Here is a 24200-nt window from a genome sequence, read left to right on the forward strand (position 1 = left end):
CCCTGCCCGCGATTTCGCGCGCAGGGCGCGCTCCTACATGGGAATGGCGTGGGAGCGTAGGGCGTATAACCGTTCGCGGTTATACGCCGCCGGCCGGAACACCGGCGCCCGGTCGGGCATGACGATGGGTATCGCTTCGCTCAACGCCATCCTACGAAAAGCCGTGCTCCCTGGAACCGTAGGAGCGGACCTTGTCCGCGATCCGGCCGGCACAGGGCATGGCGATGCACGCCGTGACGAAAAAGGCCGTCTCCCCTCGCGGGCAGACGGCCTTTTCGTTGGCAGCTACCGGCTCAGCGCTTCTGCGGCGCCGGTTGCTGCTGGGTGATGCAGTGGATGTTGCCGCCGCCCAGGAGGATTTCCCGGCCCGGCACCATCACCACTTCGTGCTCGGGGAACACGCGCTGGAGGATGGCCTTGGCCTCGGCGTCCTTCGGGTCGTCGAAGCTCGGCGCGACGATGCCGCCGTTGACGATCAGGAAGTTCACGTAGGAGCCGGCCAGGCGGATCGACGGATCGCGCTCCTGGCTGCCTTCCACCAGGTCGACGCCGGCGCACTCTTCCTCGGTGGCGTGCAGCGGGCCGGGGATCGGCATCTTGTGCACCACCAGCTGGCGGCCCTTGGCGTCGCGGGCCTGCTCCAGCACGCGCATGGCGGCCTGGCAGCGCGGGTAGTTGGGGTCGTTGGCGTCGTCGGTCCAGGCCAGCAGCACTTCGCCTGGGCGCACGTAGCAGCAGAAGTTGTCGACGTGGCCGTTGGTCTCGTCGTTGTACAGGCCGTCCGGCAGCCAGATCACACTGTCCACCGCCAGGTGCTCGCGCAGGACCTGCTCGATCTCCTCGCGGGACAGGTGCGGGTTGCGGTTGCGGTTGAGCAGGCATTCCTCGGTGGTGATCAGGGTGCCTTCGCCATCCACATGGATGGAGCCGCCCTCGAGCACGAAGCCTTCGGTGCGGTAGCGATCGCAGCGCTCGACCTGGAGGATCTTCGCCGCCACCTGGTCGTCGCGCAGCCAGGGGAAGTACAGGCCGCCGTCGAGGCCGCCCCAGGCGTTGAAGGTCCAGTCCACGCCGCGCACGCCGCCCTGGTCGTCGACCACGAAGGTCGGCCCGGTGTCGCGCACCCAGGCATCGTCGTTGCTGATCTCGATCACCCGGATGGCGTCGCTCAGGCGCGCGCGGGCGTTCTCGAACTGCGCGGCGGAAACGCAGACGGTGACCGGCTCGAAGCGCGCGATGGCCTCGGCCACGGCGCTGAAGGCGGCCTGCGCCGGCTTGCCGCCCAGGCGCCAGTTGTCCGGGCGCTCGGGCCAGACCATCCAGGTCTGGGTGTGGGGTTCCCATTCCGCCGGCATGCGGAAGCCATCGGCGCGGGGGGTACTGGTCAGAGTGGTCATGGGGTCACCAGATGCGGGCAGCTACGGACGAAGCGGCGGAAGGGACCGCCTCCCGCCGCGCGAGGTCATTCGGAGAGGTTCTCTCCGTCGAGGGTCGCGATCGGCCAGTATAGGTTCGGACGGCGGTCGCGGAACACACCCCAGGCGGTGCGGATCTTCTCCAGGGCGTCCAGATCGAAGCTGTGCAGCAGGATGCCTTCCTCGGTCTCGTTCAGTTCCTGGACCTTCTTGCCGAATTGATCGGCGATGAAGGAGGAGCCGTAGAAGGTGATGTCGTAGCCGTCCTGCGCTTCCTTCCCGATGCGGTTGGAGGCCACCAGCGGCATCAGGTTGGCGCCGGCATGGCCCTGCTGCACGCGCTGCCAGTGGTCGTGGGAGGTGATGCTGGCGTCGTGCGGCTCGCTGCCGATGGCGGTCGGGTAGAACAGCACCTCGGCGCCCATCAGCGCCATGCTGCGGGCGCACTCGGGGAACCACTGGTCCCAGCAGATGCCGACGCCGATGCGCGCGTAGGCGGTGTCCCAGACCTTGAAGCCGGTGTCGCCGGGGTTGAAGTAGTACTTCTCGTGGTAGCCGGGGCCGTCGGGGATGTGGCTCTTGCGGTAGACGCCCAGGTTGCTGCCGTCGGCGTCGATGATGGCGATGCTGTTGAAGCGCGCGCGGCCGGCGCGTTCGAAGAAGCTGATCGGCAGCACGACTTTCAGCTCGGCGGCGACCTTCTGGAAGTGCAGGATCGCCGGGTTCTCTTCCACCGGGGTGGCCAGCTGGGTGTAGTCGGCGTTGGGCTTCTGGCAGAAGTAGGGGGTCTCGAACAGTTCCTGGATCAGGATGATCTGCGCGCCCTGGGCGGCCGCCTGGCGCACCAGCTTCTCGGCGTTGGCGATATTGGCCTGGACATCCCAGGAGCACGCCATCTGGGTGGCGGCGACGGTGACGGTACGGGTCATGGAACACCTTTTTATTCGGATACTTATCGGCCTTCCGGGTTGGGCGGCGGCCGTGGGGTGCTGCGAGAAGGTGTGAGGTCGACGTCTTTCGCAGCGCTGGGGCGATTTATATCCGATAAAAATCGACTTTTGAAGCGGTATTTCTCTATCGCGGCATCGAATCCGATAAAAAGACAGATAAATATCGGACTTAAAGCTGTGGGCGATAAGCTTCAAGCCGCAAGCGAAAGCGGCTCTTGCTTGCAGCTTGAGGCTTGCCGCTTACAGCTGCCGTTTTCCTATAGCTGCCGTTTAGGTAGGAAGGGCGGCAGATACAGCGACAGATAGGCATCGAACACCCGCATCCCTTCCTCGGCCAGGCGCGGTTCGATGCGCCCGTGGCGTTGCACCGAGAGGGCGTAGACGCGGTCGCCCAGTTCCATGGCCAGGCTGAACACTTCGATGTCCCGGGGCAGTTCGGGCAGGTGGAAGTGGTGGTCGAACAGGGCCTGCATGGAGCGCCCCAGCTCCATGTCGTGCTGGCGGTCGGCGAGGGTCACCTCGGCCAGGCCGTGGCTGGCGAGGATCAGCTGGCGCGCCGCGGCGTCGCCGGCGTAGACGGCGAGCATGCGCTCCTCCACCAGCCGCGAGAGGTCGCGCCAGTCGCGCAGGGCATCGTGGTCCACCGGCGCCGCCAGGCAGGCGCGGAAGGCGGCGTGGACTTCGCCGGTCAGCGCCTGCAGCAGCGCCGGCACGCTGGGGAAGAAGTGGTAGACCGAGGACGGCGGTATGTCCGCCCGCTCCGCCACGGCGTAGATCGACAGGCCGGCGGTGCCGTCTTCGGCGAGCAGCGCGCGGGCGGCGTCGAGGATGCTGGCGATGCGCGCCTGGCTGCTGGCGCGGGGCTTGCGGGAGCTGGTGGGGGCGGGCATGGCGTTCTCCGGGCATGAGCGGGCTATTGGACGCCAGCTCATGCGTCCGGAGCAAGTTCGCAGGCCCTGGCGCGCGGCGCGCCGCTGGCCGTCAGTGGTCGGCCAGCAGCTTGTCCCAGGTTTCCTTGAGGACCGGGGCGGTCTTCTCCGGGGCGGTTTCCAGGGCGAACAGGCGGCGCTTGGTCTCCTGGTCCGGGTACAGGCCCGGCTGCTGGCGCAGCTCGGCGTCGAGGAAGGCCGCGGCGTCGACGTTGGCATTGGGGTAGAGGGTGGCGGCGGTGACCTGGGCGGCGACCTTCGGTTGCAGCATGAAGTCGATGAAGCGCAGGGCCAGGTCCGGGTGCTGGGCGCTGCTGGGCACCACCAGGTTGTCGATGAACAGCACCGAGCCTTCCTGCGGCACCACGAAGTGCACCGGCTGCCCGGCGCGGGCCGCGTGCAGGGCGTCGCCGACCCAGGCCATGGCCACGCACAGCTTGCCGTCGTTGAGGTCCTGGATGTAGCGCTCGCTGTCGATGTAGCGCAGGTTCGGGCGCAGCGCCTCGAGCACCTGGCCGGCGCGGCGGATCTGCGTCGGCGCGCTGCGGGCGAAGTTGCGCCCCTGGTAGTTCATCAGCACCGAGAAGGTCTCGTCGGGCGCGTCCAGCAGGCTCAGCCCGCAGCTCTTCAGGCGCGCGCTGTATTGCGGGTCGAACAGCAGGCTCCAGCTGTCCGGCACCGGCCCGCCCAGGGCCTTCTCGGCCTGCGGCTGGTTCACCGCCAGGCCCACGGCGCCCCACAGGTAGGGCACGGCGTGGCGGTTGTCGGGGTCGACGGCGGCCAGCTTGCTCATCAGCTGCGGGTCGAGGTGGCTGCGGTTGGGCAGGCGGGTGAAGTCCAGCGGCTGGATCAGCTTGTCCTTGATCAGCTGCGGCAGGTCGTTGTGGGAGGGGACGGCGACGTCGATCTTCTCGCCGGAGCGCAGCGCCTGCTTGAGTTCTTCGGCGGTGCTATAGGTGTGGTACTCGACGCGGACGCCGCTGGCCTTCTCGAAGTCCTTGAGCGCTTCCGGGGCGATGTAGTCGTTCCAGTTGTAGACGCGGATGACGTCCTCGGCCTGGACGAACAGCGGGCAGAGCAGCAGCAACAGCGGGGCGAGCAGGCGTGGCATTGGCATTCTCCCTATGTCAAGGCACAGCATGGACGGCCGGCGGCCATCCCGGGGCTTGGTTGCAGCGTGGTGCGGCAGAGCAGGGTACGGCGGGGCGCCCGCCCGGCGGGCAAGGCGGTCAGACGAACGCCGGCGCGGGGCCGGCGTCGCCTGGGGTGTTGCTTATACGGTGTGCAGGTACCAGTTGTACTCGAGGTCGGAGATCGAATACTCGAACTCCTGCATCTCGTGTTCCTTGCACGCGACGAAGATGTCGATGTACTCGGGGCTGATGTACTTGTTCATCACGTCGCTGTCGTCCAGCTCGCGCAGGGCATCGCGCAGGTTGTTCGGCAGGCTCTGTTCCAGCTGATCGTAGGCGTTGCCTTCGATCGGCGCGCCCGGCTCGACCTTGTTGACCAGGCCGTGGTGGACGCCGGCGAGGACCGCGGCCAGCAGCAGGTAGGGGTTGGCGTCGGCACCGGCCACGCGGTGTTCCAGGCGCACCGCTTCCGGCGCGCCGGTGGGCACGCGCAGCGCCACGGTGCGGTTGTCCAGGCCCCAGCTCGGCGCGTTCGGCACGAAGAAGGCCGAGCCGAAGCGGCGGTAGGAGTTGACGTTCGGGCAGAGGAAGGCCATGGAGGCGGGCAGGGTCTCGAGCACACCGCCGATCGCGTGACGCAACGCGGCGTTCTGCTCGGGATCCTCGCTGGCGAAGATGTTCTTGCCATCCTTGTCCAGCAGCGACACGTGGACGTGCAGACCGTTGCCGGCCTGGCCCGGGTAGGGCTTGGCCATGAAGGTCGAGTCCATTTCATGGTCGTATGCCACGTTCTTGATCAGGCGCTTGAGCAGCACCGCGTAGTCGCAGGCCTTGAGCGCGTCGTTGACGTGGTGGAGGTTGACCTCGAACTGCGCCGGGGCGCTCTCCTTGACGATGGCGTCGGCCGGGATGCCCTGGGCGCGGGCGCCGTCGATGATGTCCTGCAGGCAGTCGGCGTACTCGTCGAGGTCGTCGATGGAGTAGACCTGCACCGATTGCGGGCGCTTGCCGGAGATGGGCGAGCGCGGCGGCTGCGGACGGCCGTTCACGTTCTCCTGGTCGATCAGGTAGAACTCCAGCTCGAAGGCCGCGACGATGGACAGGCCCATGTCGGTGAACTTCTGGACGACCTGGCGCAGTACCTCGCGTGGGTCGGCGAAGAACGGCTCGCCTTCCATTTCATGCATGGTCATCAGCAGTTGCGCGGTCGGACGCTTCTGCCAGGGTTCCATGGCGATGGTGTTGGGGATGGGATAGCAGACACGGTCGGCGTCGCCGATATCCAGGCCCAGGCCGGTGCTTTCAACGGTGGAGCCGGTGATGTCGAGGGCGAACAGCGAGGCGGGGAGGTTGATGCCTTTCTCGTAGACTTTCGGCAGGTTGCTGCGCTCGATGCGCTTGCCGCGAACCACGCCATTCATATCTGCAATAAGGAGGTCGACGAACTGGACCTCGGGGTGTTCCTTGAGGAACTCGGTCGCTTCTGAGAGCGGAACGGCACTCGGGGGTACCGACATGGTGCAACACCTTTATTGTTAAAAATATCAATCATGCGGGGGCTAGGCTGTGAGTCAATCCGAAAGGCCTGTTGATGTCAATAGCGCCACTTCCTGCCCGCTGATGGTGCAAGGTGGCCATTCCTGGGGCATTTCGGCCTGTCTCAGGGGCCGTGAAAGCGTGCTGCCATGGGATGTTCAGAGAGGCGTGTGCAATTTTTTACAGGACTATTGTGTAAAAAAATGAACAGCGCTAAGCTCGGTCGCAACCCATAACACTTACAAGCACGGGTGTCCCATGTCTCGCCTGCCGTTAATCGGCGTGACCGCCTGCGTCAGGCAAGTCGGTCATAAACCCAGCCATACCGTCGGTGACAAATACGTCAGTGCCGTGGTGGCCGGGGCCAATGGTCTACCGCTGATCATTCCAGCCCTGGGCGAATCGCTTGACCAGGACACCTTGCTCTCCAGCCTCGATGGGCTGCTGTTCAGCGGATCACCGTCGAACGTCGAGCCCCATCATTATAGTGGCCCCGAGAGCGATGCAGGCACTTTGCATGACATCGCCCGTGACGCTACTACACTGCCGCTCATTCGCGCTGCGATCGCCGCCGGCGTGCCGTTGCTCGGCATCTGCCGCGGGTTCCAGGAGATCAACGTGGCTCTAGGCGGCACGCTGCACCAGAAGGTGCACGAAACTCCAGGCTTCATGGACCACCGCGAGCCGGCCAACCAGCCGGTCGAGGTGCAGTACGCCCCGCGCCACGTCGTCGACGTGCAGCCGGGCGGCATTCTCGCCGGCATCGGCTTGCCGGCGCAGATCCAGGTCAATTCCATTCATGGCCAAGGCGTTGCACGTCTGGCGCCGGGCCTTCGCGTAGAAGCACTGGCGCCTGACGGGTTGGTCGAGGCCTTCTCCGTAGAAGGCGCCACGGCCTTCGCCCTCGGTGTGCAGTGGCACCCGGAGTGGCAGGTCCGATCCAATCCCAACTATCTCGCCATCTTCCAGGCATTCGGCAAAGCCTGCGGCAAGAGGGCGAGGCAACGTTGAGTCCGGCGGTTGGGGCCGGGCTCTCAAAACCCTGAGGTCTTTATGACTACCAAGTTAGACCAGCTGACCGGCTGGCTGAAGGAACGCAAGATCACCGAAGTGGAATGCATGATCGCCGACCTGACCGGGATTGCCCGGGGCAAGATCGCGCCGACCAACAAATTCCTCAACGAGAAGGGCATGCGCCTGCCGGAGTCCGTGCTCCTGCAGACCGTGACCGGTGATTACGTCGAGGACGACATCTACTACGACCTGCTGGACCCGGCCGACATCGACATGGTCTGCCGCCCGGACGAGAATGCCGTGTTCCTCGTTCCCTGGGCCATCGAGCCCACCGCGATGGTCATCCACGACACCTACGACAAGCTCGGCAACCCCATCGAGCTGTCGCCGCGCAACATTCTCAAGCGCGTGCTCAAGCTCTACGCCGACAAGGGCTGGAAGCCGATCGTGGCGCCGGAGATGGAGTTCTACCTGACCAAGCGCAGCGACGACCCCGACTACCCGCTGCAGGCCCCCGTGGGCCGTTCCGGGCGCCAGGAGACCGGCCGCCAGTCCTTCTCCATCGACGCGGCGAACGAGTTCGACCCGCTGTTCGAGGACATGTACGACTGGTGCGAGGCCCAGGGCCTGGACCTGGACACGCTGATCCACGAGGAAGGCACCGCGCAGATGGAAATCAACTTCCGTCACGGCGACGCCCTCGACCTGGCCGACCAGATCCTGGTGTTCAAGCGCACCATGCGCGAGGCCGCGCTCAAGCACAACGTGGCCGCGACCTTCATGGCCAAGCCGATGACCGGCGAGCCGGGCAGCGCCATGCACCTGCACCAGAGCATCGTCGACATCAAGACCGGCAAGAACATCTTCTCCAATGCCGACGGCACCATGAGCGAGCTGTTCCTGCACCACGTCGGCGGCCTGCAGCGCTTCATCCCCGAGGCCCTGCCGCTGTTCGCCCCGAACGTCAACTCGTTCCGCCGCTTCCTGCCCGACACCTCGGCGCCGGTGAACGTCGAGTGGGGCGAGGAGAACCGCACCGTGGGCCTGCGCGTGCCGGACTCCAACCCGGAGAACCGCCGCGTGGAAAACCGCCTGGCCGGCGCCGACGCCAACCCCTACCTGGCCCTGGCCGCCAGCCTGCTGTGCGGCTACATCGGCATGGTCGAAGGCATCAAACCCAGTGCCCAGGTCAAGGGCCGCGGCTACGAACGACGTAATCTGCGCCTGCCGCTGACCATCGAGGCGGCACTGGAAACCATGGAAGGCAGCAAGACCCTTGAACAGTACCTGGGCAGCAAGTTCATCCGCGGCTACGTCGCGGTGAAACGCGCCGAGCACGAGAACTTCAAGCGGGTGATCAGTTCCTGGGAGCGGGAGTTCCTCCTGCTGTCCGTCTGATCGGCGTGGGGCTCGGCCCTGCCGGCCGGGCCCCGTGTTCATTACAGAGAGGTTTTACCAAAATGACGAAACAGACCAGCGCCCAGACCCAACACTGGCAGGCGCTCAGCCGCGAACACCACCTGGCTCCGTTCACCGACTACAAGCAACTGAACGAGAAGGGTGCGCGCATCATCACCAAGGCTGAAGGCGTGTACCTGTGGGACAGCGAGGGCAACAAGATCCTCGATGGCATGGCCGGCCTGTGGTGCATGAACGTCGGCTATGGTCGCAAGGAGCTTGCCGAGGTCGCCTACAAGCAGATGCTCGAGCTGCCCTACTACAACCTGTTCTTCCAGACCGCGCACCCGCCGGCGCTGGAACTGGCCAAGGCCATCGCCGACATCGCCCCCGAAGGCATGAACCACGTGTTCTTCACCGGCTCCGGCTCGGAGTCCAACGACACCGTGCTGCGCATGGTCCGCCACTACTGGTCGATCAAGGGCAAGCCGCAGAAGAAGGTGGTCATCGGCCGCTGGAACGGCTACCACGGCTCCACCGTCGCCGGCGTCAGCCTCGGCGGCATGAAGGCCCTGCACAGCCAGGGCGACCTGCCGATCCCGGGCATCGTGCACATCGCCCAGCCCTACTGGTACGGCGAGGGCGGCGACATGTCGGCGGAAGAGTTCGGCGTCTGGGCCGCCGAGCAGCTGGAGAAGAAGATCCTTGAAGTCGGCGAGGAGAACGTCGCCGCCTTCATCGCCGAGCCGATCCAGGGCGCCGGCGGCGTGATCGTTCCGCCGGACACCTACTGGCCGAAGATCCGCGAGATCCTCGCCAAGTACGAAATCCTGTTCATCGCCGACGAAGTCATCTGCGGCTTCGGCCGTACCGGCGAATGGTTCGGCAGCCAGTACTACGGCAACGCCCCGGACCTGATGCCGATCGCCAAGGGCCTGACTTCCGGCTACATCCCCATGGGCGGCGTAATCGTCCGCGACGAGATCGTCGATACCCTGAATGAGGGTGGCGAGTTCTACCACGGCTTCACTTACTCTGGTCACCCGGTGGCCGCGGCGGTGGCCCTGGAGAACATCCGCATCCTGCGCGAGGAGAAGATCGTCGAGACCGTGAAGGCGGAAACGGCACCTTACTTGCAAAAGCGCTGGCAGGAACTGGCCGACCACCCGCTGGTGGGCGAGGCCCGCGGCGTCGGCATGGTCGGCGCGCTGGAGCTGGTGAAGAACAAGAAGACCCGCGAGCGCTTCGAGAACGGCGTGGGGATGCTGTGCCGCGAGCACTGCTTCCGCAACGGCCTGATCATGCGCGCGGTGGGAGACACTATGATTATTTCGCCGCCGCTGGTCATCACCAAGCCGGAGATCGACGAGTTGATCACCCTGGCGCGCAAGTGCCTCGATCAAACCGCCGCCGTAGCGCTGTCTTGAGTCTTTCACCGGACCTTTGACAGACTGCGCCTGTGCGTTGGCCAGGCTCACCGGGTGGTGAAGGCGGAAAGCCGCCGACGCCACCCGGAACATCAAAAACAATTGGAGCTACCCGCATGTTCAAAACCTTCGGCAAGACCCTGCTCGCCGTGACTCTGGCGGGCGCTGTGGCCGGTATGGCACAGGCCGATGACAAGGTACTGCACGTTTACAACTGGTCCGACTACATCGCCCCGAACACGGTCGACGAGTTCACCAAGGCCACCGGCATCAAGGTCGTCTACGACGTCTACGACAGCAACGAAGTGCTGGAGGCCAAGCTGCTGGCCGGCAAGTCGGGCTACGACGTGGTGGTTCCCTCGAACTCCTTCCTCGCCAAGCAGATCAAGGCCGGCGTCTACCAGCCGCTGGACCGCGACAAGCTGCCGAACTGGAAGAACCTGAACCCGGACATCATGAAGACCCTCGAGGTCAGCGACCCGGGCAACAAGTTCGCCATCCCCTACATGTGGGGCACCATCGGCATCGGCTACAACCCGGACAAGGTCAAGGCCGCCCTGGGCGACGGCGCCCCGGTGGATTCCTGGGACCTGGTGTTCAAGCCCGAGAACATCCAGAAGCTGAAACAGTGCGGCGTGAGCTTCCTCGACTCGCCCACCGAGATGATCCCCGCGGCCCTGCACTACCTGGGCTACAAGCCGGACAGCCAGGATCCCAAGGAAATCAAGGCTGCCGAAGAGCTGTTCCTGAAGATCCGTCCGTACATCACCTACTTCCACTCCTCCAAGTACATCTCGGACCTGGCCAACGGCAACATCTGCGTCGCCATCGGCTACTCGGGCGACATCTACCAGGCCAAGTCCCGCGCCGTGGAAGCCAAGAACAACGTGAAGGTGGCCTACCACATTCCGAAGGAAGGCGCCGGCGCCTTCTTCGACACCGTGGCCATTCCGAAGGACGCCGAGAACCCCGAAGGCGCTCTGAAGTGGATCAACTTCCTGCTCGAGCCGAAGGTGATCGCGGAAATCTCCGATACCGTTTCCTACCCCAACGCCAACTCCGCGGCCACTCCGCTGGTGAACGAGGAAATCCGTAACGACCCGGGCATCTACCCGAGCGACGCGGTCATGAAGAAGCTGTACGCCTTCCCGGACCTGCCGGCGAAGACCCAGCGCCTGATGACCCGCAGCTGGACCACCATCAAGTCCGGCAAGTGACGCCCCGGCCCGGTCGTTCGTCCCGAACGGCCGGGCAGGGCGCAGGGTGGTGGCGGCGCGGTCGCAGGCCCGCCACCGCTCTGCAGGCACGGATCATCTGCAGTGGGATGGCCGTTGGTTGCAGCTAGGGCTGCAGAAGCGCTCGCGCGCGCCACGGAAGGCCCGGGCAAGCTGTAAACGCCAACACAAAGAAGCTTCATGACAACAGAGAGGACCGACGTGTGCGCATTCCCTTCCGCAAAACCCTGATCGCCGCCATCTCGACCCTGGGCCTGGGCGCCGCCGTTGCGCAGGCCGAGCCGACCGTCCACGTGTACAACTGGAGCGACTACATCGGCGAGACCACTCTGGCCGATTTCGAGAAGGAAACCGGCATCAAGCCGGTGTACGACGTCTTCGACTCCAACGAAACCCTCGAGGGCAAGCTGCTGGCCGGCCGCACCGGCTACGACATCGTGGTGCCGTCCAACCACTTCCTCGGCCGCCAGATCAAGGCCGGCGCCTTCCAGAAGCTGGACAAGAGCCAGCTGCCGAACTGGAAGAACCTCGACCCGCACCTGATGAAACAACTCGAGGCCAACGACCCGGGCAACCTCTACGGCGTGCCCTACCTGTGGGGCACCAACGGCATCGGCTACAACGTCGACAAGGTCAAGGCCGTGCTCGGCGTCGACAAGATCGACTCCTGGGCCGTGCTCTTCGAGCCCGAGAACATGAAGAAGCTCAGCCAGTGCGGCGTCGCCTTCCTCGATTCGGGCGACGAAATGATGCCGGCCGTGCTCAAATACCTGGGCCTGGACCCCAACAGCACCAACCCGGCCGACTACGAGAAGGCCGAGGCCAAGCTGATGGCGGTTCGCCCCTACGTCACCTACTTCCATTCCTCCAAGTACATCTCGGACCTGGCCAACGGCAACATCTGCGTCGCCGCCGGGTTCTCCGGCGACGTGTTCCAGGCCGCCAACCGCGCCAAGGAAGCCGGCAAGGGTGTGAACATCGCCTATGCGATTCCGAAGGAAGGCGCCAACCTGTGGTTCGACATCCTCGCCATCCCGAAGGATGCGTCGAACCCGAAAGAGGCCCACGCCTTCATCAACTACCTGCTCAAGCCCGAGGTGATCGCCAAGGTCAGCGATTACGTCGGTTACGCCAACCCGAACCCCAAGGCTGGCGAATTCATGGATGAGTCCGTGCGCGACAATCCCGAGGTCTACCCGCCTCAGGAAGTACTCGACAAGCTCTTCGTGCAGCACGAGCTGCCGCCGAAGATCCTGCGCCTCATGACCCGTTCCTGGACCAAGATCAAGTCCGGTAAGTAATCCAAGTACGCCCGGCCGCGGGGGCCGGGCGTCCAAAAGTTGGGAGTTGTGGTAAATGGCTATAGCCTCCGGTGCCTACAAGAAAGCCCTCGCGGGCGACCAGCAGCCCAAAGAGGTGTTGGTAAAAATCGACCGGGTCACCAAGCAGTTCGACGAAACCCTTGCGGTGGACAGTGTTTCCCTGACCATCAAGAAGGGCGAAATCTTCGCATTGCTCGGCGGTTCCGGTTCCGGTAAATCCACCCTGTTGCGCATGCTGGCCGGCTTCGAGCGGCCGACCGAAGGTCGCATCTTCCTGGATGGCCAGGACATCACCGACCTGCCGCCCTATGAGCGGCCGATCAACATGATGTTCCAGTCCTACGCGCTGTTCCCGCACATGTCGGTTGCGCAGAACATCGCCTTCGGCCTGAAGCAGGACGGCCTGCCCAAGGCCGAGATCGACAAGATCGTCGAGGAAATGCTCAAGCTGGTGCAGATGACCCAGTACGCCAAGCGCAAGCCGCACCAGCTCTCCGGCGGCCAGCGCCAGCGCGTGGCCCTGGCCCGTTCGCTGGCCAAGCGGCCGAAGCTGCTGCTGCTCGACGAGCCCATGGGCGCCCTGGACAAGAAGCTGCGCTCGCAGATGCAGCTGGAACTGGTGGAGATCATCGAGCGCGTCGGCGTGACCTGCGTGATGGTGACCCACGACCAGGAAGAGGCCATGACCATGGCCCAGCGCATCGCCATCATGCACCTGGGCTGCATCGAGCAGATCGGCAGCCCGATGGACATCTACGAGACCCCGGCCAGCCGCCTGATCTGCGAGTTCATCGGCAACGTCAACATGTTCGACGGCCAACTGGTCGAGGACCTGCAGGACCACGCAGTGATCGCCTGCCCGCAGCTGGAAAACCCGATCTACATCGGCCACGGCATCAGCACCCGCGCCGAAGACAAGCGCATCACCTACGCGCTGCGTCCGGAGAAGGTCATGGTCAGCGCGCAGAAGCCGGAAAACCTCGAGCACGAAGGCTTCAACTGGGCCCAGGGCACCGTCTACGACATCGCCTACCTGGGCGGCCACTCGGTGTACTACATCAAGCTGGCCTCGGGAATGATCGTCCAGGCCTTCATGGCCAACGCCGAGCGCCACGTGGCGCGCCCGACCTGGGACCAGCCGGTGTACATCAGCTGGTACGACGACAGCGGTGTGGTGCTGCAATCATGAACATCAGCAAATCGCTCATGAAGCGCCTGCCGCGTGGCCGGCACGCCGTGATCGGTGTGCCGTTCATCTGGCTGTTCCTGTTCTTCCTGCTGCCCTTCGCCATCGTGCTGAAGATCAGCCTGGCGGCAGCGGACGTGGCCATCCCGCCGTACACCGAGGTGTTCCAGTACGCCGACCAGACCCTGCAACTGGTGCTGAACCTCGGCAACTACCTGATGCTGACGGACGACCCGCTCTACATCGACGCCTACCTGGGCTCGCTGAAGATGGCGGCGATCAGCACCTTCCTGTGCCTGCTGATCGGCTACCCGATGGCCTACGCCATCGCCCGCGCCAGCAAGGAAATGCAGACCGTGCTGCTGCTGCTGATCATGATGCCGACCTGGACGGCGATCCTGATCCGCGTGTACGCCTGGATGGGCATCCTGTCCAACAACGGCCTGCTCAACGGCTTCCTGATGTGGCTGGGGGTGATCAACGAACCGCTGACCATCCTCAACACCAATCTGGCGGTGTACATCGGTATCGTCTACTCGTACCTGCCGTTCATGGTGATGCCGCTGTACGCCAACCTGGTGAAGCACGACATGAGCCTGCTGGAGGCCGCTTCCGACCTGGGCGCGCGCAACTTCACCAGCTTCTGGAAGATCACCGTGCCGCTGTCGAAGAACGGCATCATCGCCGGCTGCATGCTGGTGTTCATCCCGGCGGTGGGCGAATTCGTCATCCCGGAACTGCTCGGCGGCCCCGAGACGCTGATGATCGGCAAGGTGCTGTGGCAGGAGTTCTTCAACAACCGTGACTGGCCGGTGGCGTCCGCCCTGGCGGTGGTCATGCTGGCGATCCTCATCGTGCCCATCATCCTGTTCAACAAGAACCAAGCCAAAGAACTGGAGGGCAAGGTATGAACAAGCGTTGGTCCTTCTCCAACATCATGCTTGTCCTCGGCCTGCTGTTCATCTACGTGCCGATGGTCATCCTGGTCATCTACTCGTTCAACGGCTCCAAGCTGGTGACCGTGTGGGGCGGCTGGTCGGTGAAGTGGTACGTCGGCCTGCTGGACAACACCCAACTGATCAGCTCGGTGTTCCGCTCCCTGGAAATCGCCGTGTACACGGCGGTCTCCTCGGTGATCCTGGGCACCCTGGCGGCCTTCGTGCTGACGCGTATCCCGCGTTTCCGCGGCCGTACGCTGTTCGGCGGCATGGTCACCGCGCCGCTGGTCATGCCCGAGGTGATCACCGGTCTGTCGCTGCTGCTGCTGTTCGTGGCCATGGCCCAGCTGATCGGCTGGCCGCAGGAGCGCGGCATCGTCACCATCTGGATCGCCCACACCAGCTTCTGCTCGTCCTACGTGGCGGTGGTGGTGTCGGCGCGCCTGCGCGAGCTGGACCTGTCCATCGAGGAAGCGGCCATGGACCTGGGCGCCAAGCCCTGGAAAGTGTTCCTGCTGATCACCATCCCGATGATCGCGCCTTCGCTGGCGGCCGGCGGCATGATGTCCTTCGCCCTGTCGCTGGACGACCTGGTGCTGGCCAGCTTCGTCTCCGGCCCCGGCTCCACCACCCTGCCGATGGAAGTGTTCTCCGCCGTGCGCCTGGGCGTGAAGCCGGAGATCAACGCGGTGGCCAGCCTGATCCTGCTGACCGTCTCGCTGTTCACCTTCTTCGCCTGGTACTTCACCCGCCAGGCCGAGGAGCGCCGCAAGCGTGCCGTCCAGGAGGCCATGGAAGCCACGGCCACCGACTGGCAGAAAGGTTCGCCGGCCACCGTCTGAGGTCGTCTTGTCGGCCGGCTGCAGCCGGTGCCTGCGAAAACCATGGGCCACCTTCGGGTGGCCCATGTTTTTGGGGGAGACGGACATATGCCGAAGGGCAAGAAGAGTCGGTCTTCTCAGAAGAATCTGACAGCTAATCGCCGCAACTTCCCTGCATTTGCCAACTACTATTCAGTGTGTCCGTTGGCGGTTGCCGGCTATTCCCCGCAGCTTGGTCGGCCTCCGTGATCCCGGGCAATTTGCCAGTGCTTTCCACAGCACCCAGGCGGGAGGTGGCGCCCAATACAACACCCCAATAGTTATCCCTAGGGGGAATAACGCGCCAGGGAGCTTCGGCGCCTCCCGCAGTCCCTTCTCACGGAAACGACGAACCCCGCATGCTGCGGGGTTCGTCGTTTCTGGCGCGGCCTAGCGTGCCTGCGGCACCAGCCTGAGCAGGCCGTGGCTGTTGGCGGCGACCTCGTCGGGCGCGAAATGCTCGGCGTGGTAGCGGCCTTCGACGTAGTCCTCGGCCTGGTCCCTGTAGTGCGCATCGAAGAGCACGCCGCTCTGGCCCACCGGGTTGATGCCCAGGGCGTGGGTGGGGTCGGCGAAGTCCACCAGGCGCCGCGTCGAGGGCCCGTAGGTGACGGCCCAGGGCGCCGGGCCGATGGGCGCCGAGAGGTTGTTGGGCACCTCGTGGCCGCCGGGCGCGGCGAAGGGGCCGATGTTGAACAGGCGGTCCAGCGGCTTCTGCATGCCCAGCGGGTGCACGTGGGTGAGGGTGTGCGCCGCGCCCCATTGCCAATTGGCCGGGTCCTGGCCGAAGGTGTCGCGCAGGTGCTTCAGGCTCGCCTGCCAGGCGGCCTTGACGATGTCCGCGCGGCTTTCCTTCTGCGCCGTGGCGCGGTCGTCCCACCAGGGCGAGGCATCGTCGGCGGCCAGCCGTGGCAGGGCGCTGTCGATGGCCCGGGTGCTCAGCAGGGTGTTGAAGAAGGCGTCGCCCATTTCGTCGTGCATGGCGCCGTAGGCCAGTTGGTAGAGGAACTGGCTGAACAGGGTGGCGGCCAGCGAATCCAGCGGGTAGTCGCCCTTCCAGGCCGCCAGCTGCTCCACCAGCGCCTTCTCCTGCTCGCCGCTCGCCACCTGGCGCAGGCTCGGCAGCAGCGGCGCCAGGGTGCGCGGGCCGTAGTCGGTGCCGGTGTCCAGTTGCAGCGCCTGGCTGTTCTGCAGGTCCCACTTCACCGAGGCGTCGGCCAGGTGCCGGTCCAGGCGCTGGCCGCGGTCGGCCAGGTTGTAGTAGCCGGGCACCGGCCGGCCGTTGGCGGGCACTGGCTGGAAGTTGGCCGAGACGATGTAGCCGCGCGCCGGGTTCTCTTCGTGGGGGTTCTCGACGAAGGGGTAGAAGCCGTCCTTGTCCGCCGCGGCGGTGCTGCCGTCGAGGATGAAGTTCGGATCGACGCCGGCCGGGCGCTTCGGCAGTTGCGCCGAGGCCCACCAGGCGATGTCGCCGCGGGCGTTGGCCCAGACCACGTTGAGCCCCGGCGCGTGGATCTGCGCGGCGGCGGCGCGGGCCTTGTCCAGGGTGTCGGCGCGGTCGAGGTGGTAGAAGGCGTCCAGCAGCGGGTTCTCGGTCTGCAGGAAGCCCCACCACATGGCGATGGGCGTCTTGCCCGAGGCGGCGCCCAGGGCGTCGTTGACGATCGGCCCGTGGGGCGAGCTGCGCAGCACCAGCTTGACCGGCGCCTGGCCCTTCACCGCGATGCTCTGCTCCTCGCGCGCGAGGTCCACCCACTGGCCGTGGTACCAGACCTGCTCGGGGTTGGCCGGGTTGGTCTTCTCGGCCACCAGGTCCATGTCGTCGTTCTGGAACATGGTCAGGCTCCAGCCGAAGTCCTTGTTGTGGCCGAGCATGGCGAAGGGCACCAGGGCCTGGTGGTGGCCGTAGAGTTCGAAGCCGGGGGCGCTGAGCTGCGCCTCGTACCACACCGAGGGCGCGGCGAAGCGGATGTGCGGGTCGCCCGCCAGCAGCGGCTTGCCGCTGCGCGTGCGGCTGCCGGAGACCACCCAGGCGTTGCTGCCCTCGTACTGCGGCAGGCCGGCGGCTTCCAGGGCCTGCTGGCTGATCTGCGCCAGGGCGCCGAGGTCCTTCCAGTCGCCGGCGGCCAGCGCGGTGGGGCGTTGCAGCACGCCCTCGGGGTGCCAGGCCAGGTCGAAGGCCTTCAGGTAGCCGGCGCCCAGGTCGTCGCGGATGTAGGTGAGCACCGGCTCGGTGCGCAGGGCCACGGCGAAGCTGTAGGCCAGGTAGCCGGACACGGCGAGGGTGTCCTCCACCGTGAAGGGCCGCTTGGGAATGCCCAGCACGTCGAATTCCAGCGGCTTCGGGTGGCTGGCCTGGTACTGGTTGATGCCGTCCAGGTACGCCTCCAGGGCTTTCCAGGCCGGCGACTGCCGGTCCTGGCGGGCGGCGTACTCGGCGGCATGGTCGCGCAGGCGCAGGGTGCGGAACAGGCGGTCGGTGTCCACCAGCTTGGGCCCCAGCACCTCGGCCAGCTCGCCCTTGGCCAGGCGGCGCAGCATCTCCATCTGGAACAGCCGGTCCTGGGCGTGCACGTAGCCCAGGGCGCGGTACAGGTCGCTTTCGTTCTGCGCACGGATGTGCGGCACGCCACGCTCGTCGTAGCGCACCTCGACCTCGGCCTGCAGCCCGGGCAGCCCCGCCAGGCCGTCGCGGATCGGCTGCTTGCCATGCAGGTACCAGGCGCCCCCGGCGGCAGCGGCCGCCACCAGTACGGCAAGAACGGTCAACGTGCGTTTCATGTAGCGGCTCTCCTTGTTGTTCTGGGCGGATTCTGCGCATTCGCGCCGGGCGCTTTCATTGACCAAACGCGCGCAAGCTGAAAGTCTTCGGTCAAAAGGAGGCCATATGTCCCTCGCCAGCGCGCCACTCACCCATTCGGCCACCCTGCGCCGCCTGCTCTACGAGGCGCTTACCAGCCTGGGGCTGGAGCCGGCGCGCATCTACCGCCAGGCGCTGCGGCGCGTGCGCCTGGCGCCGGTGAGCGCCGACGGCCGCCTGCTGCACGACGAGGTGCCGCTGTTCTGGGCGGCGCTGCCGGAGCTGAGCGGCGATGTCGACATCGGCCTGCACCTGGCCGAGGCGATGAAGCCGCGCCTGCTCGATGTGGTCGGCTATCTGCTGCTGGCCAGCCGCGACCTGGAGCAGGCGCTGCACAGCTTCCTGCGCTTCCAGCACATCCTCTCCGGCGGCCTGGCCGCGCAGTTGCGCGAGGAGGGCGAGCAGGCGCGGCTGGTCCTCGACATCCACTACCGCGACTGCCCGCCGCTGCGCCAGCAGATGGAATGCCTGCTGCTGCTGTTCATCAAGTTGCTGAAGGCGGTCAGCGACGACGAGTTCGCCTGTTCCGCCATCGAGTTCCGCCATGCCGCGCCACGGCGCCTGGCCGAGCACCGCCGGCTGTTCGGGCTGACGCCGCGGTTCGCCTGCGCACACGACGCCCTGCTGTTCCCGCGCGCCCTGCTGCGGCGCCCGTCGCGCACGGCCAACGCCGCCTTGCACGGCGTGCTCACCCGTTATGCGGAGGAAGAACTGCAGCGCCTGCAGGAGAACGACCTGCTCAACCGCCTACGCTACCTGCTGGCCCACCGCCTGGGCCGCGAACCCTGCACCCTGCAGGCCTGCGCCGAGCTGCTGGGTCTGCCGGCCAGCGCCTTGCAGCGCAGCCTGGCCGGGCAGGGCAGCGGTTTCCGCGAACTGCACGAGGAAGTGCGCCGCCAGCGCGCCACCGAGCTGCTGGCCGAAGGCGTGGCCATCCGCGAAGTGGCGCGGACCTGCGGCTTCGCCGAGCTGTCGCCGTTCTATCGCGCCTTCCGGCGCTGGTTCGGGGTGCCGCCGGAGGTGTACCGGCGGCGTTTGCAGGAGATGGCGCAGGCGCACTGAGGCGTCCCGCGCCGGGCTCATTCGGCCAGCGGGATCTCGCTGGCCATGTCCAGCAGGGCCATGGCGTCGAGCTGCGTCTCGATCTGCAGGAAGCGCATGGCGCGGGTCGGCGAGACGGCCTTGGCCATGCGCGCGATGTAGCGGTTGCGCAGGTCCAGGCGCAGTTGCTGGAGCTTCTCGGCGCGCTTGAGCAGGGCGCTGGCGTCTTTGTCGGAGACCTTGCCGGTGTTGTAGGACTTGGCGTAGTCGAGGATCAGCGCCAAGTGCTGCTTGCTCAGCTTCTCGGCCTCGCTGCGGTAGGTGTTGTAGATCGGCCAGAACGCCTCGCCTTCCTTGCCGGTGAGGTTCATGTTGGCTTCGACGATGCGTTTGCGCTTGTAGTCGATGTCGGCCAGGCGGTTGTCGATCTCCGCCTTGTGCTCGGACATCACCTGGTCGGGACTGGGCACCTGGTCGTCGGCGCTGGCCAGCAGCGGCAGGCTGAGCAGGGCGCACAGGGCGAGGGTGGGGCGTAGCGGCATGGGAGGCTCCTTGTAGTCGCGCGCCGGCCCTTCATGGGCCGGCTCCGGCTAGTGTAGATGCTGGCGCCCGGCTATCCGCCCGCCAGGGGCAATAGCAGCCTTGGGCGAGGCTCTGGGTGGACTGCACCGGGCGGCCGTCGATCAGCGCCTGCAGCACCGGTTCGATGAAGCTGTTGGCCGAGCTGCACACCGCGCCCTCGCTGTAGGGACCGAAATAGGCCAGGCGGCCCTGGCGGTCCCAGATGGCCACCGCCGGGCTCGCCGGCAGCGCCTCGGCGCCAGGCGGCGTGGCCAATGGCCGCAGGGCCTGCAGGGTGGCGGGCAACTGGCCGTGGCTGCCGGGCTTCTGCACGGCGAAGAACTGCACGCCGAGCGGGGCGAAGCGCGCCAGCAACTCGGCGAGGTGCTGCTGGTTGCCGACGTTGCACGGGCAGGCCGGGTCCCAGAAATGCACCAGGCGGATGGCGCCGGGGCCGGCCAGTTCGGCCGGCAGCTGCAGGCCGGCGCCGCTGAACAGCGTCGGCTGCGCGTCGAAGGGGCGGATGTAGCGCTGCTGGAACCATTGGTAGGCGCCCAGCAGCATGGCGGCGAGCAGCGCGGCGAGGCAGGCGAGGATGAGCGTGCGGCGGGCAGGCATGGCGAATCCCGGTAAGATAGCCCCCAAGAGTGCCATGCCGTCGCTTGTGGCAGAACCGCCCGGATGCTGCCGGGCGCTCGTCCCAGCGTCACCGGAAACCGCGGAAAACCCCGATGCCAGAAGCCTTCCAGCCCGATCTGCTGCGCCAGCGCCTGCGACCCCTGACCGCAGCCGAACGCGACGCCCAGGTCCTCGCCTACCAGTCCTTCTACGGGCTCGACCTGGCGGCCCGCTACCCGGGCCTGGAAAGCCGCCTGGGCTACTTCGAGTGCGCCGGCTACCGCATCGCCGCGCAGCTGTGGCGCCCGCCCCTGGCCCGCGGCAGCCTGCTGCTGCTGCACGGCTACTACGACCACATGGGGCTCTATGGCCACGTCATCGACTGGGCGCTGGACCTGGGCCTGGCGGTGATCGCCTGCGACCTGCCGGGCCACGGCCTGTCCAACGGCGCGGCGGCCAGCATCAACGACTTCGCCGAGTACCAGGCGGTGCTTGCCGGCCTGCTGGACGTGGCCGCGCAGCTGGACCTGCCGCAGCCCTGGCACCTTTTCGGGCAGAGCACCGGCGGCGCCATCCTGCTGGACTACCTGCTCACCGGCGCGCCGCGCCCGGAGCTGGGCCACACCCTGCTACTGGCGCCGCTGGTGCGCCCGCGCGCCTGGGGCTGGTCGAAGCTCAGCTACCAACTGCTGCGGCCCTTCGTCGACTCCATCCCGCGCAAGTTCACCGACAACTCCAACGACGCCGGCTTCCTCACCTTCCTCCGCGATCGCGACCCGCTGCAGCCGCGCATCCTGCCCACCGCCTGGGTGGGCGCGCTGGCGCGCTGGATTCCGCACATCGAGGGCGCGCCGCCCAGCGCGCGCAACCTGCTGGTGGTGCAGGGCGACGCCGACGAGACGGTGGACTGGCGCTACAACCTGAGGGTGCTGGAGGAGAAGTTCGAGCGCATCGAGTGCCTGCTGCTCACCGGCGCGCGGCACCACCTGGCCAACGAGAGCGAGGCGCTGCGCCGGCGCTACTTCGACTTCCTCGGCGAGCGCCTGAGCTAGTTCGCGGGGGCGGAGGCCAGCCCGGCCTTCACCGCGGCCAGGGCCGCCTGGTAGTAGGCCTGGCCGGCGGGCGACTCGGCGAAGTCGGCGAACTGCTGCAGCTCGGCGTCGGAGAGCCCGCGGTAGACGTACAGCAGGGTGTTGTCGAGGTCGGCGCCGATCTGCTGCACGACGTTCTGCCGCTGCCCTTCGAGCAGCCCCTGGCCCTGGCCGAGCAGGCCGGGGAGCATCTGGCTGAGGCTGTCGGCGGCCACGCTGGCCAGCGCCATGCTGACCTCGGCGCCGGCCTCGCTGGCCGGCAGGGCCCGGCTCAGGCGCTGGGCCAACTGCTGGCGCTGCGGCGTGGCCTGCTGGCGCGGCAGGCCGTTGGCGTACTGGGCGAGCTGGTCGCTGCGGGTGGCGAGAGTTTCCGCGGCGGCGATCTTGCGCCCCAGGGGCGATTCGAAGAAGGCCAGCGCCGGGCCGCTGTCCGCCAGGTTCCGGCGCAGGCCGGCCAGCGCCCGGGCGTCGATCTGCGCCGGGGCGAAGCGCTGGTCGCTGTTGTTCACCAGGGCCTGGTACAGCGCCGGCGGCAGGTTGGCCTGGTAGCGCTTCTGCGCGGCGTGCAGGGCATCGTTGAAGTGCGCGCGTTGTTCCGGCCAGCCGGCGGCCTGGTAGAGGCGCTGGTAATCGTCGGCCAGTACGGGTAGGCCCAGCATCAGCAGGGCAAGGGCAAGCAGTGCACGCAAATCGGGTCCTCCTGGCGGCAGTGGCCATCCGCCGTGGCTATTGTCGGCAAGCCCGGCCCCGCTTGTCGAGGCGCTTGTCGCCGGCGTTACAATAGCGCATGAACCCGCACGCCGATTCCTCCCCCCTGCAAAACGCCGTCGACGACCTGGCCGAACGCGGCTGGTCGCTGCAACGCGACTTCCTGCCCGCGGACCTGATCGCCGCCCTGGCCGCGGAGTGCCGCAACCGCGCCGCCGCCGGCGAGCTGGCTTCGGCCTCGGTGGGGCGCGGCGCCGGCCAGGCGGTGCGCGAGGGCATCCGCGGCGACCGCATCCAGTGGCTGGAACCGGGGCAGGCCGAGGCCTGCGACCGCTACCTGGGGCTGATGGACGAGCTGCGCGTGGCGCTCAACCGCGCGCTGTTCCTGGGCCTGGAGGACTTCGAGTGCCACTTCGCCCTGTATCCGCCGGGCGCCTTCTACCAGAAGCACCTGGACCGTTTTCGCGACGATGACCGCCGCTGCGTGTCGGCGGTGCTCTACCTCAACGACGACTGGTTGCCCGAGTACGCCGGAGAACTGCGCCTGTACTTCGCCGACGGCAGCCATGACGACGTGCCGCCGCTGGGCGGCAGCCTGATGCTGTTCCTCTCCGGCGAGTTTCCCCACGAGGTGCTGCCGGCCCACCGCGAACGCCTGTCGCTGACCGGCTGGTTCCGCCGCCGCAGCGACGCCCCGCTCTAGGGCTCAGTGGCCCCAGACGCGGATGGTGCCGCTGATGTCCTGGATGTCGCGCACCTCCAGGCTGCCCAGGCGGCTTTCACCGACGTAGAGGTCGCCGGCCACGCGCACGCGGATGGTCTGCGCCGGCAGGCCGCCGTCATTGAGCTGCTTGTTGATGGTGGTCAGGTCCGGCAGGGTCAGCGCCAACTGCTGCTGGCCGTTGCTGCCCTGGACCACGTCGACCTGCAGGGTCGGCAGCTCGACGCCGAAGAACGGCAGGCTCAGGCCCAGCTGCGCCGCGCCCAGGGGCAGCGCGCCGCCGCGGCCGTCCGGGCAGACCGCGGCGCTGGTGCAGCCGTTGTCGATCTTCAGGTTGCGCAGCGAGACGCTGCCGCCGTCGTCGACCCAGGCGGCCTTGCCGATGCTGGCCATGACGTCGGCGCGGATGCTCAGGCCCTCCTGGCCGGTGATGCGGCCGAGGTTTTCGTTGTCCAGCGGTTCGAGCGCGGCCTGGCTGGCGCCGGCGGCGCACAGCAGCAGGCCGCCGAGCAGGTGCGGCAGGCTGAGAGGCTTGAGCATGGTGGCGGTTCCCTCGCGGTGGGCGACATGGCGAGGCAGTCTGCGCGCGATGCGCCCGGCCCGCCATGCCGGCGCGGCAGTTCCAGCCGAAGGATGGGCCCGACCATCGGAGGGTGGCCGCCATCGGTTGCCAGGTGACCGGGTCCGATGCGCGGGCTAGTCTGTTGCGATCGAAAAGGGAGTGTTTCGCCCATGCAGAAGATTCTCGTCAGCCGCTGCCTGCTGGGCCACCGGGTGCGCTACGACGGTGGCAGCCACGGCCCCTTCGACCTGCTGGAACGCTGGCAGGCCCAGGGCCGGGTGGTCGCGCTGTGCCCGGAAGTGGCCGGCGGCCTGCCCACGCCGCGCGCGCCGGCGGAGATTCCCGGCGGCCGCGGCGCCCTGGTGCTTGAAGGCCAGGCGCCGGTGGTGACGGTGGATGGCGTGGACGTCACCCGCGCCTTCGTCCGCGGCGCCGAACAGGCCATGGCGCTGGTCGACCGCCATGGCATCCGCCTGGCCATCCTCAAGGCGCGCAGCCCTTCCTGTGGCAACCGCGAGAACTATGACGGCAGCTTCTCCGGCCTGCGCGTGCCCGGCGAGGGCGTCACCGCGGCGGCACTCAAGCGCATGGGCGTGCTGGTGTTCAGCGAGGAGGAGCTGGACGCCGCGGCGGTCTGCCTGGCCGGCCTGGAAGCCGGCGGCTGAGTGGCTTGTGATAGCCTGCGAGGCTCGGCG

At 66.9% G+C, this 24200-nt stretch carries 22 protein-coding genes; 12 read left to right on the top strand and 10 right to left on the bottom strand.

Translation table 11 applies throughout. The annotated features are described in order from the left end of the window. Positions 1-293: 293 nt before the first annotated feature. The 5 genes from aguA to PM1_RS00630 all read right to left on the bottom strand — a co-directional run bounded on the left by aguA (position 294) and on the right by PM1_RS00630 (position 5944). Positions 294-1397, bottom strand: coding sequence for an agmatine deiminase (gene aguA / locus PM1_RS00610; protein WP_009614002.1), 1104 nt, complete (start codon positions 1395-1397; stop codon positions 294-296). A 65-nt stretch (positions 1398-1462) separates the two neighbouring features. Then, on the bottom strand, positions 1463-2344 hold the full coding sequence (aguB, locus tag PM1_RS00615) for an N-carbamoylputrescine amidase (RefSeq protein WP_009614001.1): 882 nt from the start codon (positions 2342-2344) through the stop codon (positions 1463-1465). A gap of 278 nt (positions 2345-2622) precedes the next feature. Continuing rightward, positions 2623-3255 carry a TetR/AcrR family transcriptional regulator gene (locus PM1_RS00620; protein WP_009614000.1) on the bottom strand — a complete coding sequence of 211 codons (633 nt, stop codon included), beginning with the start codon at positions 3253-3255 and terminating at the stop codon, positions 2623-2625. 91 nt (positions 3256-3346) lie between these two features. Next, complete coding sequence (locus PM1_RS00625) at positions 3347-4405, bottom strand: polyamine ABC transporter substrate-binding protein (RefSeq protein WP_009613999.1); 1059 nt, start codon at positions 4403-4405, stop codon at positions 3347-3349. A gap of 162 nt (positions 4406-4567) precedes the next feature. After that, complete coding sequence (locus PM1_RS00630; RefSeq protein ID WP_009613998.1) at positions 4568-5944, bottom strand: glutamine synthetase family protein; 1377 nt, start codon at positions 5942-5944, stop codon at positions 4568-4570. Between the two features lie 277 nt (positions 5945-6221). Between PM1_RS00630 and PM1_RS00635 the strand changes: the two genes are divergently transcribed. From PM1_RS00635 to PM1_RS00670, 8 genes are all read left to right on the top strand, one after another. Beyond that, a complete protein-coding gene (locus PM1_RS00635) occupies positions 6222-6974 on the top strand; it encodes a gamma-glutamyl-gamma-aminobutyrate hydrolase family protein (RefSeq protein ID WP_009613997.1) in 753 nt (250 codons plus the stop codon). Between the two features lie 42 nt (positions 6975-7016). After that, complete coding sequence (locus tag PM1_RS00640; protein WP_009613996.1) at positions 7017-8375, top strand: glutamine synthetase family protein; 1359 nt, start codon at positions 7017-7019, stop codon at positions 8373-8375. Between the two features lie 62 nt (positions 8376-8437). Beyond that, the gene (locus tag PM1_RS00645; RefSeq protein WP_009613995.1) at positions 8438-9802 is read left to right on the top strand and encodes an aspartate aminotransferase family protein; all 1365 of its coding nucleotides are present in this window, start codon (positions 8438-8440) and stop codon (positions 9800-9802) included. Between the two features lie 116 nt (positions 9803-9918). Then, positions 9919-11019, top strand: coding sequence for a polyamine ABC transporter substrate-binding protein (locus tag PM1_RS00650; protein WP_009613994.1), 1101 nt, complete (start codon positions 9919-9921; stop codon positions 11017-11019). A 245-nt stretch (positions 11020-11264) separates the two neighbouring features. Next, a complete protein-coding gene (locus PM1_RS00655) occupies positions 11265-12338 on the top strand; it encodes a polyamine ABC transporter substrate-binding protein (RefSeq protein WP_178132450.1) in 1074 nt (357 codons plus the stop codon). A gap of 55 nt (positions 12339-12393) precedes the next feature. Continuing rightward, a complete protein-coding gene (locus PM1_RS00660) occupies positions 12394-13548 on the top strand; it encodes an ABC transporter ATP-binding protein (RefSeq protein ID WP_009613989.1) in 1155 nt (384 codons plus the stop codon). 26 nt (positions 13549-13574) lie between these two features. Next, positions 13575-14456 (top strand): ABC transporter permease subunit, encoded by an 882-nt coding sequence (locus PM1_RS00665; protein WP_173427895.1) that lies wholly within the window; start codon positions 13575-13577, stop codon positions 14454-14456. Then, the gene (locus PM1_RS00670; RefSeq protein WP_009613985.1) at positions 14453-15325 is read left to right on the top strand and encodes an ABC transporter permease subunit; all 873 of its coding nucleotides are present in this window, start codon (positions 14453-14455) and stop codon (positions 15323-15325) included. Before PM1_RS00665 ends, PM1_RS00670 begins: the two co-directional genes overlap by 4 nt. A gap of 408 nt (positions 15326-15733) precedes the next feature. On the opposite strand, the gene PM1_RS00675 is transcribed toward PM1_RS00670, so the two are convergent. Next, positions 15734-18124, bottom strand: coding sequence for a penicillin acylase family protein (locus PM1_RS00675; RefSeq protein WP_009613983.1), 2391 nt, complete (start codon positions 18122-18124; stop codon positions 15734-15736). A gap of 106 nt (positions 18125-18230) precedes the next feature. Here PM1_RS00675 and PM1_RS00680 point away from each other — a divergent pair, with 106 nt between their 5' ends. Next, positions 18231-19265 carry an AraC family transcriptional regulator gene (locus PM1_RS00680; protein ID WP_009613981.1) on the top strand — a complete coding sequence of 345 codons (1035 nt, stop codon included), beginning with the start codon at positions 18231-18233 and terminating at the stop codon, positions 19263-19265. Between the two features lie 17 nt (positions 19266-19282). Here the strand turns inward: PM1_RS00680 and PM1_RS00685 are convergent, their stop codons facing one another. Together PM1_RS00685 and PM1_RS00690 are read right to left on the bottom strand one after the other, a co-directional pair. Beyond that, positions 19283-19786, bottom strand: a complete 504-nt coding sequence (locus PM1_RS00685) for a hypothetical protein (RefSeq protein WP_009613979.1) — start codon at positions 19784-19786, stop codon at positions 19283-19285. A gap of 31 nt (positions 19787-19817) precedes the next feature. Next, positions 19818-20459 (bottom strand): DUF6436 domain-containing protein, encoded by a 642-nt coding sequence (locus tag PM1_RS00690; protein WP_052058982.1) that lies wholly within the window; start codon positions 20457-20459, stop codon positions 19818-19820. A gap of 77 nt (positions 20460-20536) precedes the next feature. On the opposite strand from PM1_RS00690, the gene PM1_RS00695 reads away from it, so the two are divergent. Continuing rightward, positions 20537-21475, top strand: a complete 939-nt coding sequence (locus PM1_RS00695; RefSeq protein WP_009613974.1) for an alpha/beta hydrolase — start codon at positions 20537-20539, stop codon at positions 21473-21475. Here PM1_RS00695 and PM1_RS00700 read toward each other — a convergent pair. Continuing rightward, positions 21472-22203: a DUF2059 domain-containing protein gene (locus PM1_RS00700; protein ID WP_009613972.1), complete on the bottom strand. Its 732-nt coding sequence runs from the start codon at positions 22201-22203 to the stop codon at positions 21472-21474. The genes PM1_RS00695 and PM1_RS00700 overlap by 4 nt on opposite strands. 98 nt (positions 22204-22301) lie before the next feature. On the opposite strand from PM1_RS00700, the gene PM1_RS00705 reads away from it, so the two are divergent. Next, the gene (locus PM1_RS00705) at positions 22302-22925 is read left to right on the top strand and encodes a 2OG-Fe(II) oxygenase (protein WP_009613970.1); all 624 of its coding nucleotides are present in this window, start codon (positions 22302-22304) and stop codon (positions 22923-22925) included. A gap of 3 nt (positions 22926-22928) precedes the next feature. Here PM1_RS00705 and PM1_RS00710 read toward each other — a convergent pair whose 3' ends face one another. Then, positions 22929-23483 (bottom strand): DUF6160 family protein, encoded by a 555-nt coding sequence (locus PM1_RS00710; protein WP_009613968.1) that lies wholly within the window; start codon positions 23481-23483, stop codon positions 22929-22931. Between the two features lie 192 nt (positions 23484-23675). Between PM1_RS00710 and PM1_RS00715 the strand changes: the two genes are divergently transcribed. Further along, positions 23676-24170, top strand: coding sequence for a DUF523 domain-containing protein (locus PM1_RS00715; protein WP_009613965.1), 495 nt, complete (start codon positions 23676-23678; stop codon positions 24168-24170). Positions 24171-24200 lie beyond the last annotated feature (30 nt).

The organism is Pseudomonas sp. M1 (assembly GCF_022760135.1).
Lineage (GTDB): Bacteria > Pseudomonadota > Gammaproteobacteria > Pseudomonadales > Pseudomonadaceae > Pseudomonas > Pseudomonas citronellolis.

Bases quoted from the DNA above. Each gene is read 5' to 3' on its own strand.
- aguA (WP_009614002.1), bottom strand. From the start codon at position 1,397: ATGACCACTCTGACCAGTACCCCCCGCGCCGATGGCTTCCGCATGCCG.
- aguB (WP_009614001.1), bottom strand. From the start codon at position 2,344: ATGACCCGTACCGTCACCGTCGCCGCCACCCAGATGGCGTGCTCCTGG.
- PM1_RS00620 (WP_009614000.1), bottom strand. From the start codon at position 3,255: ATGCCCGCCCCCACCAGCTCCCGCAAGCCCCGCGCCAGCAGCCAGGCG.
- PM1_RS00625 (WP_009613999.1), bottom strand. From the start codon at position 4,405: ATGCCACGCCTGCTCGCCCCGCTGTTGCTGCTGCTCTGCCCGCTGTTC.
- PM1_RS00630 (WP_009613998.1), bottom strand. From the start codon at position 5,944: ATGTCGGTACCCCCGAGTGCCGTTCCGCTCTCAGAAGCGACCGAGTTC.
- PM1_RS00635 (WP_009613997.1), top strand. From the start codon at position 6,222: ATGTCTCGCCTGCCGTTAATCGGCGTGACCGCCTGCGTCAGGCAAGTC.
- PM1_RS00640 (WP_009613996.1), top strand. From the start codon at position 7,017: ATGACTACCAAGTTAGACCAGCTGACCGGCTGGCTGAAGGAACGCAAG.
- PM1_RS00645 (WP_009613995.1), top strand. From the start codon at position 8,438: ATGACGAAACAGACCAGCGCCCAGACCCAACACTGGCAGGCGCTCAGC.
- PM1_RS00650 (WP_009613994.1), top strand. From the start codon at position 9,919: ATGTTCAAAACCTTCGGCAAGACCCTGCTCGCCGTGACTCTGGCGGGC.
- PM1_RS00660 (WP_009613989.1), top strand. From the start codon at position 12,394: ATGGCTATAGCCTCCGGTGCCTACAAGAAAGCCCTCGCGGGCGACCAG.
- PM1_RS00670 (WP_009613985.1), top strand. From the start codon at position 14,453: ATGAACAAGCGTTGGTCCTTCTCCAACATCATGCTTGTCCTCGGCCTG.
- PM1_RS00675 (WP_009613983.1), bottom strand. From the start codon at position 18,124: ATGAAACGCACGTTGACCGTTCTTGCCGTACTGGTGGCGGCCGCTGCC.
- PM1_RS00680 (WP_009613981.1), top strand. From the start codon at position 18,231: ATGTCCCTCGCCAGCGCGCCACTCACCCATTCGGCCACCCTGCGCCGC.
- PM1_RS00685 (WP_009613979.1), bottom strand. From the start codon at position 19,786: ATGCCGCTACGCCCCACCCTCGCCCTGTGCGCCCTGCTCAGCCTGCCG.
- PM1_RS00690 (WP_052058982.1), bottom strand. From the start codon at position 20,459: ATGGCACTCTTGGGGGCTATCTTACCGGGATTCGCCATGCCTGCCCGC.
- PM1_RS00695 (WP_009613974.1), top strand. From the start codon at position 20,537: ATGCCAGAAGCCTTCCAGCCCGATCTGCTGCGCCAGCGCCTGCGACCC.
- PM1_RS00705 (WP_009613970.1), top strand. From the start codon at position 22,302: ATGAACCCGCACGCCGATTCCTCCCCCCTGCAAAACGCCGTCGACGAC.
- PM1_RS00710 (WP_009613968.1), bottom strand. From the start codon at position 23,483: ATGCTCAAGCCTCTCAGCCTGCCGCACCTGCTCGGCGGCCTGCTGCTG.
- PM1_RS00715 (WP_009613965.1), top strand. From the start codon at position 23,676: ATGCAGAAGATTCTCGTCAGCCGCTGCCTGCTGGGCCACCGGGTGCGC.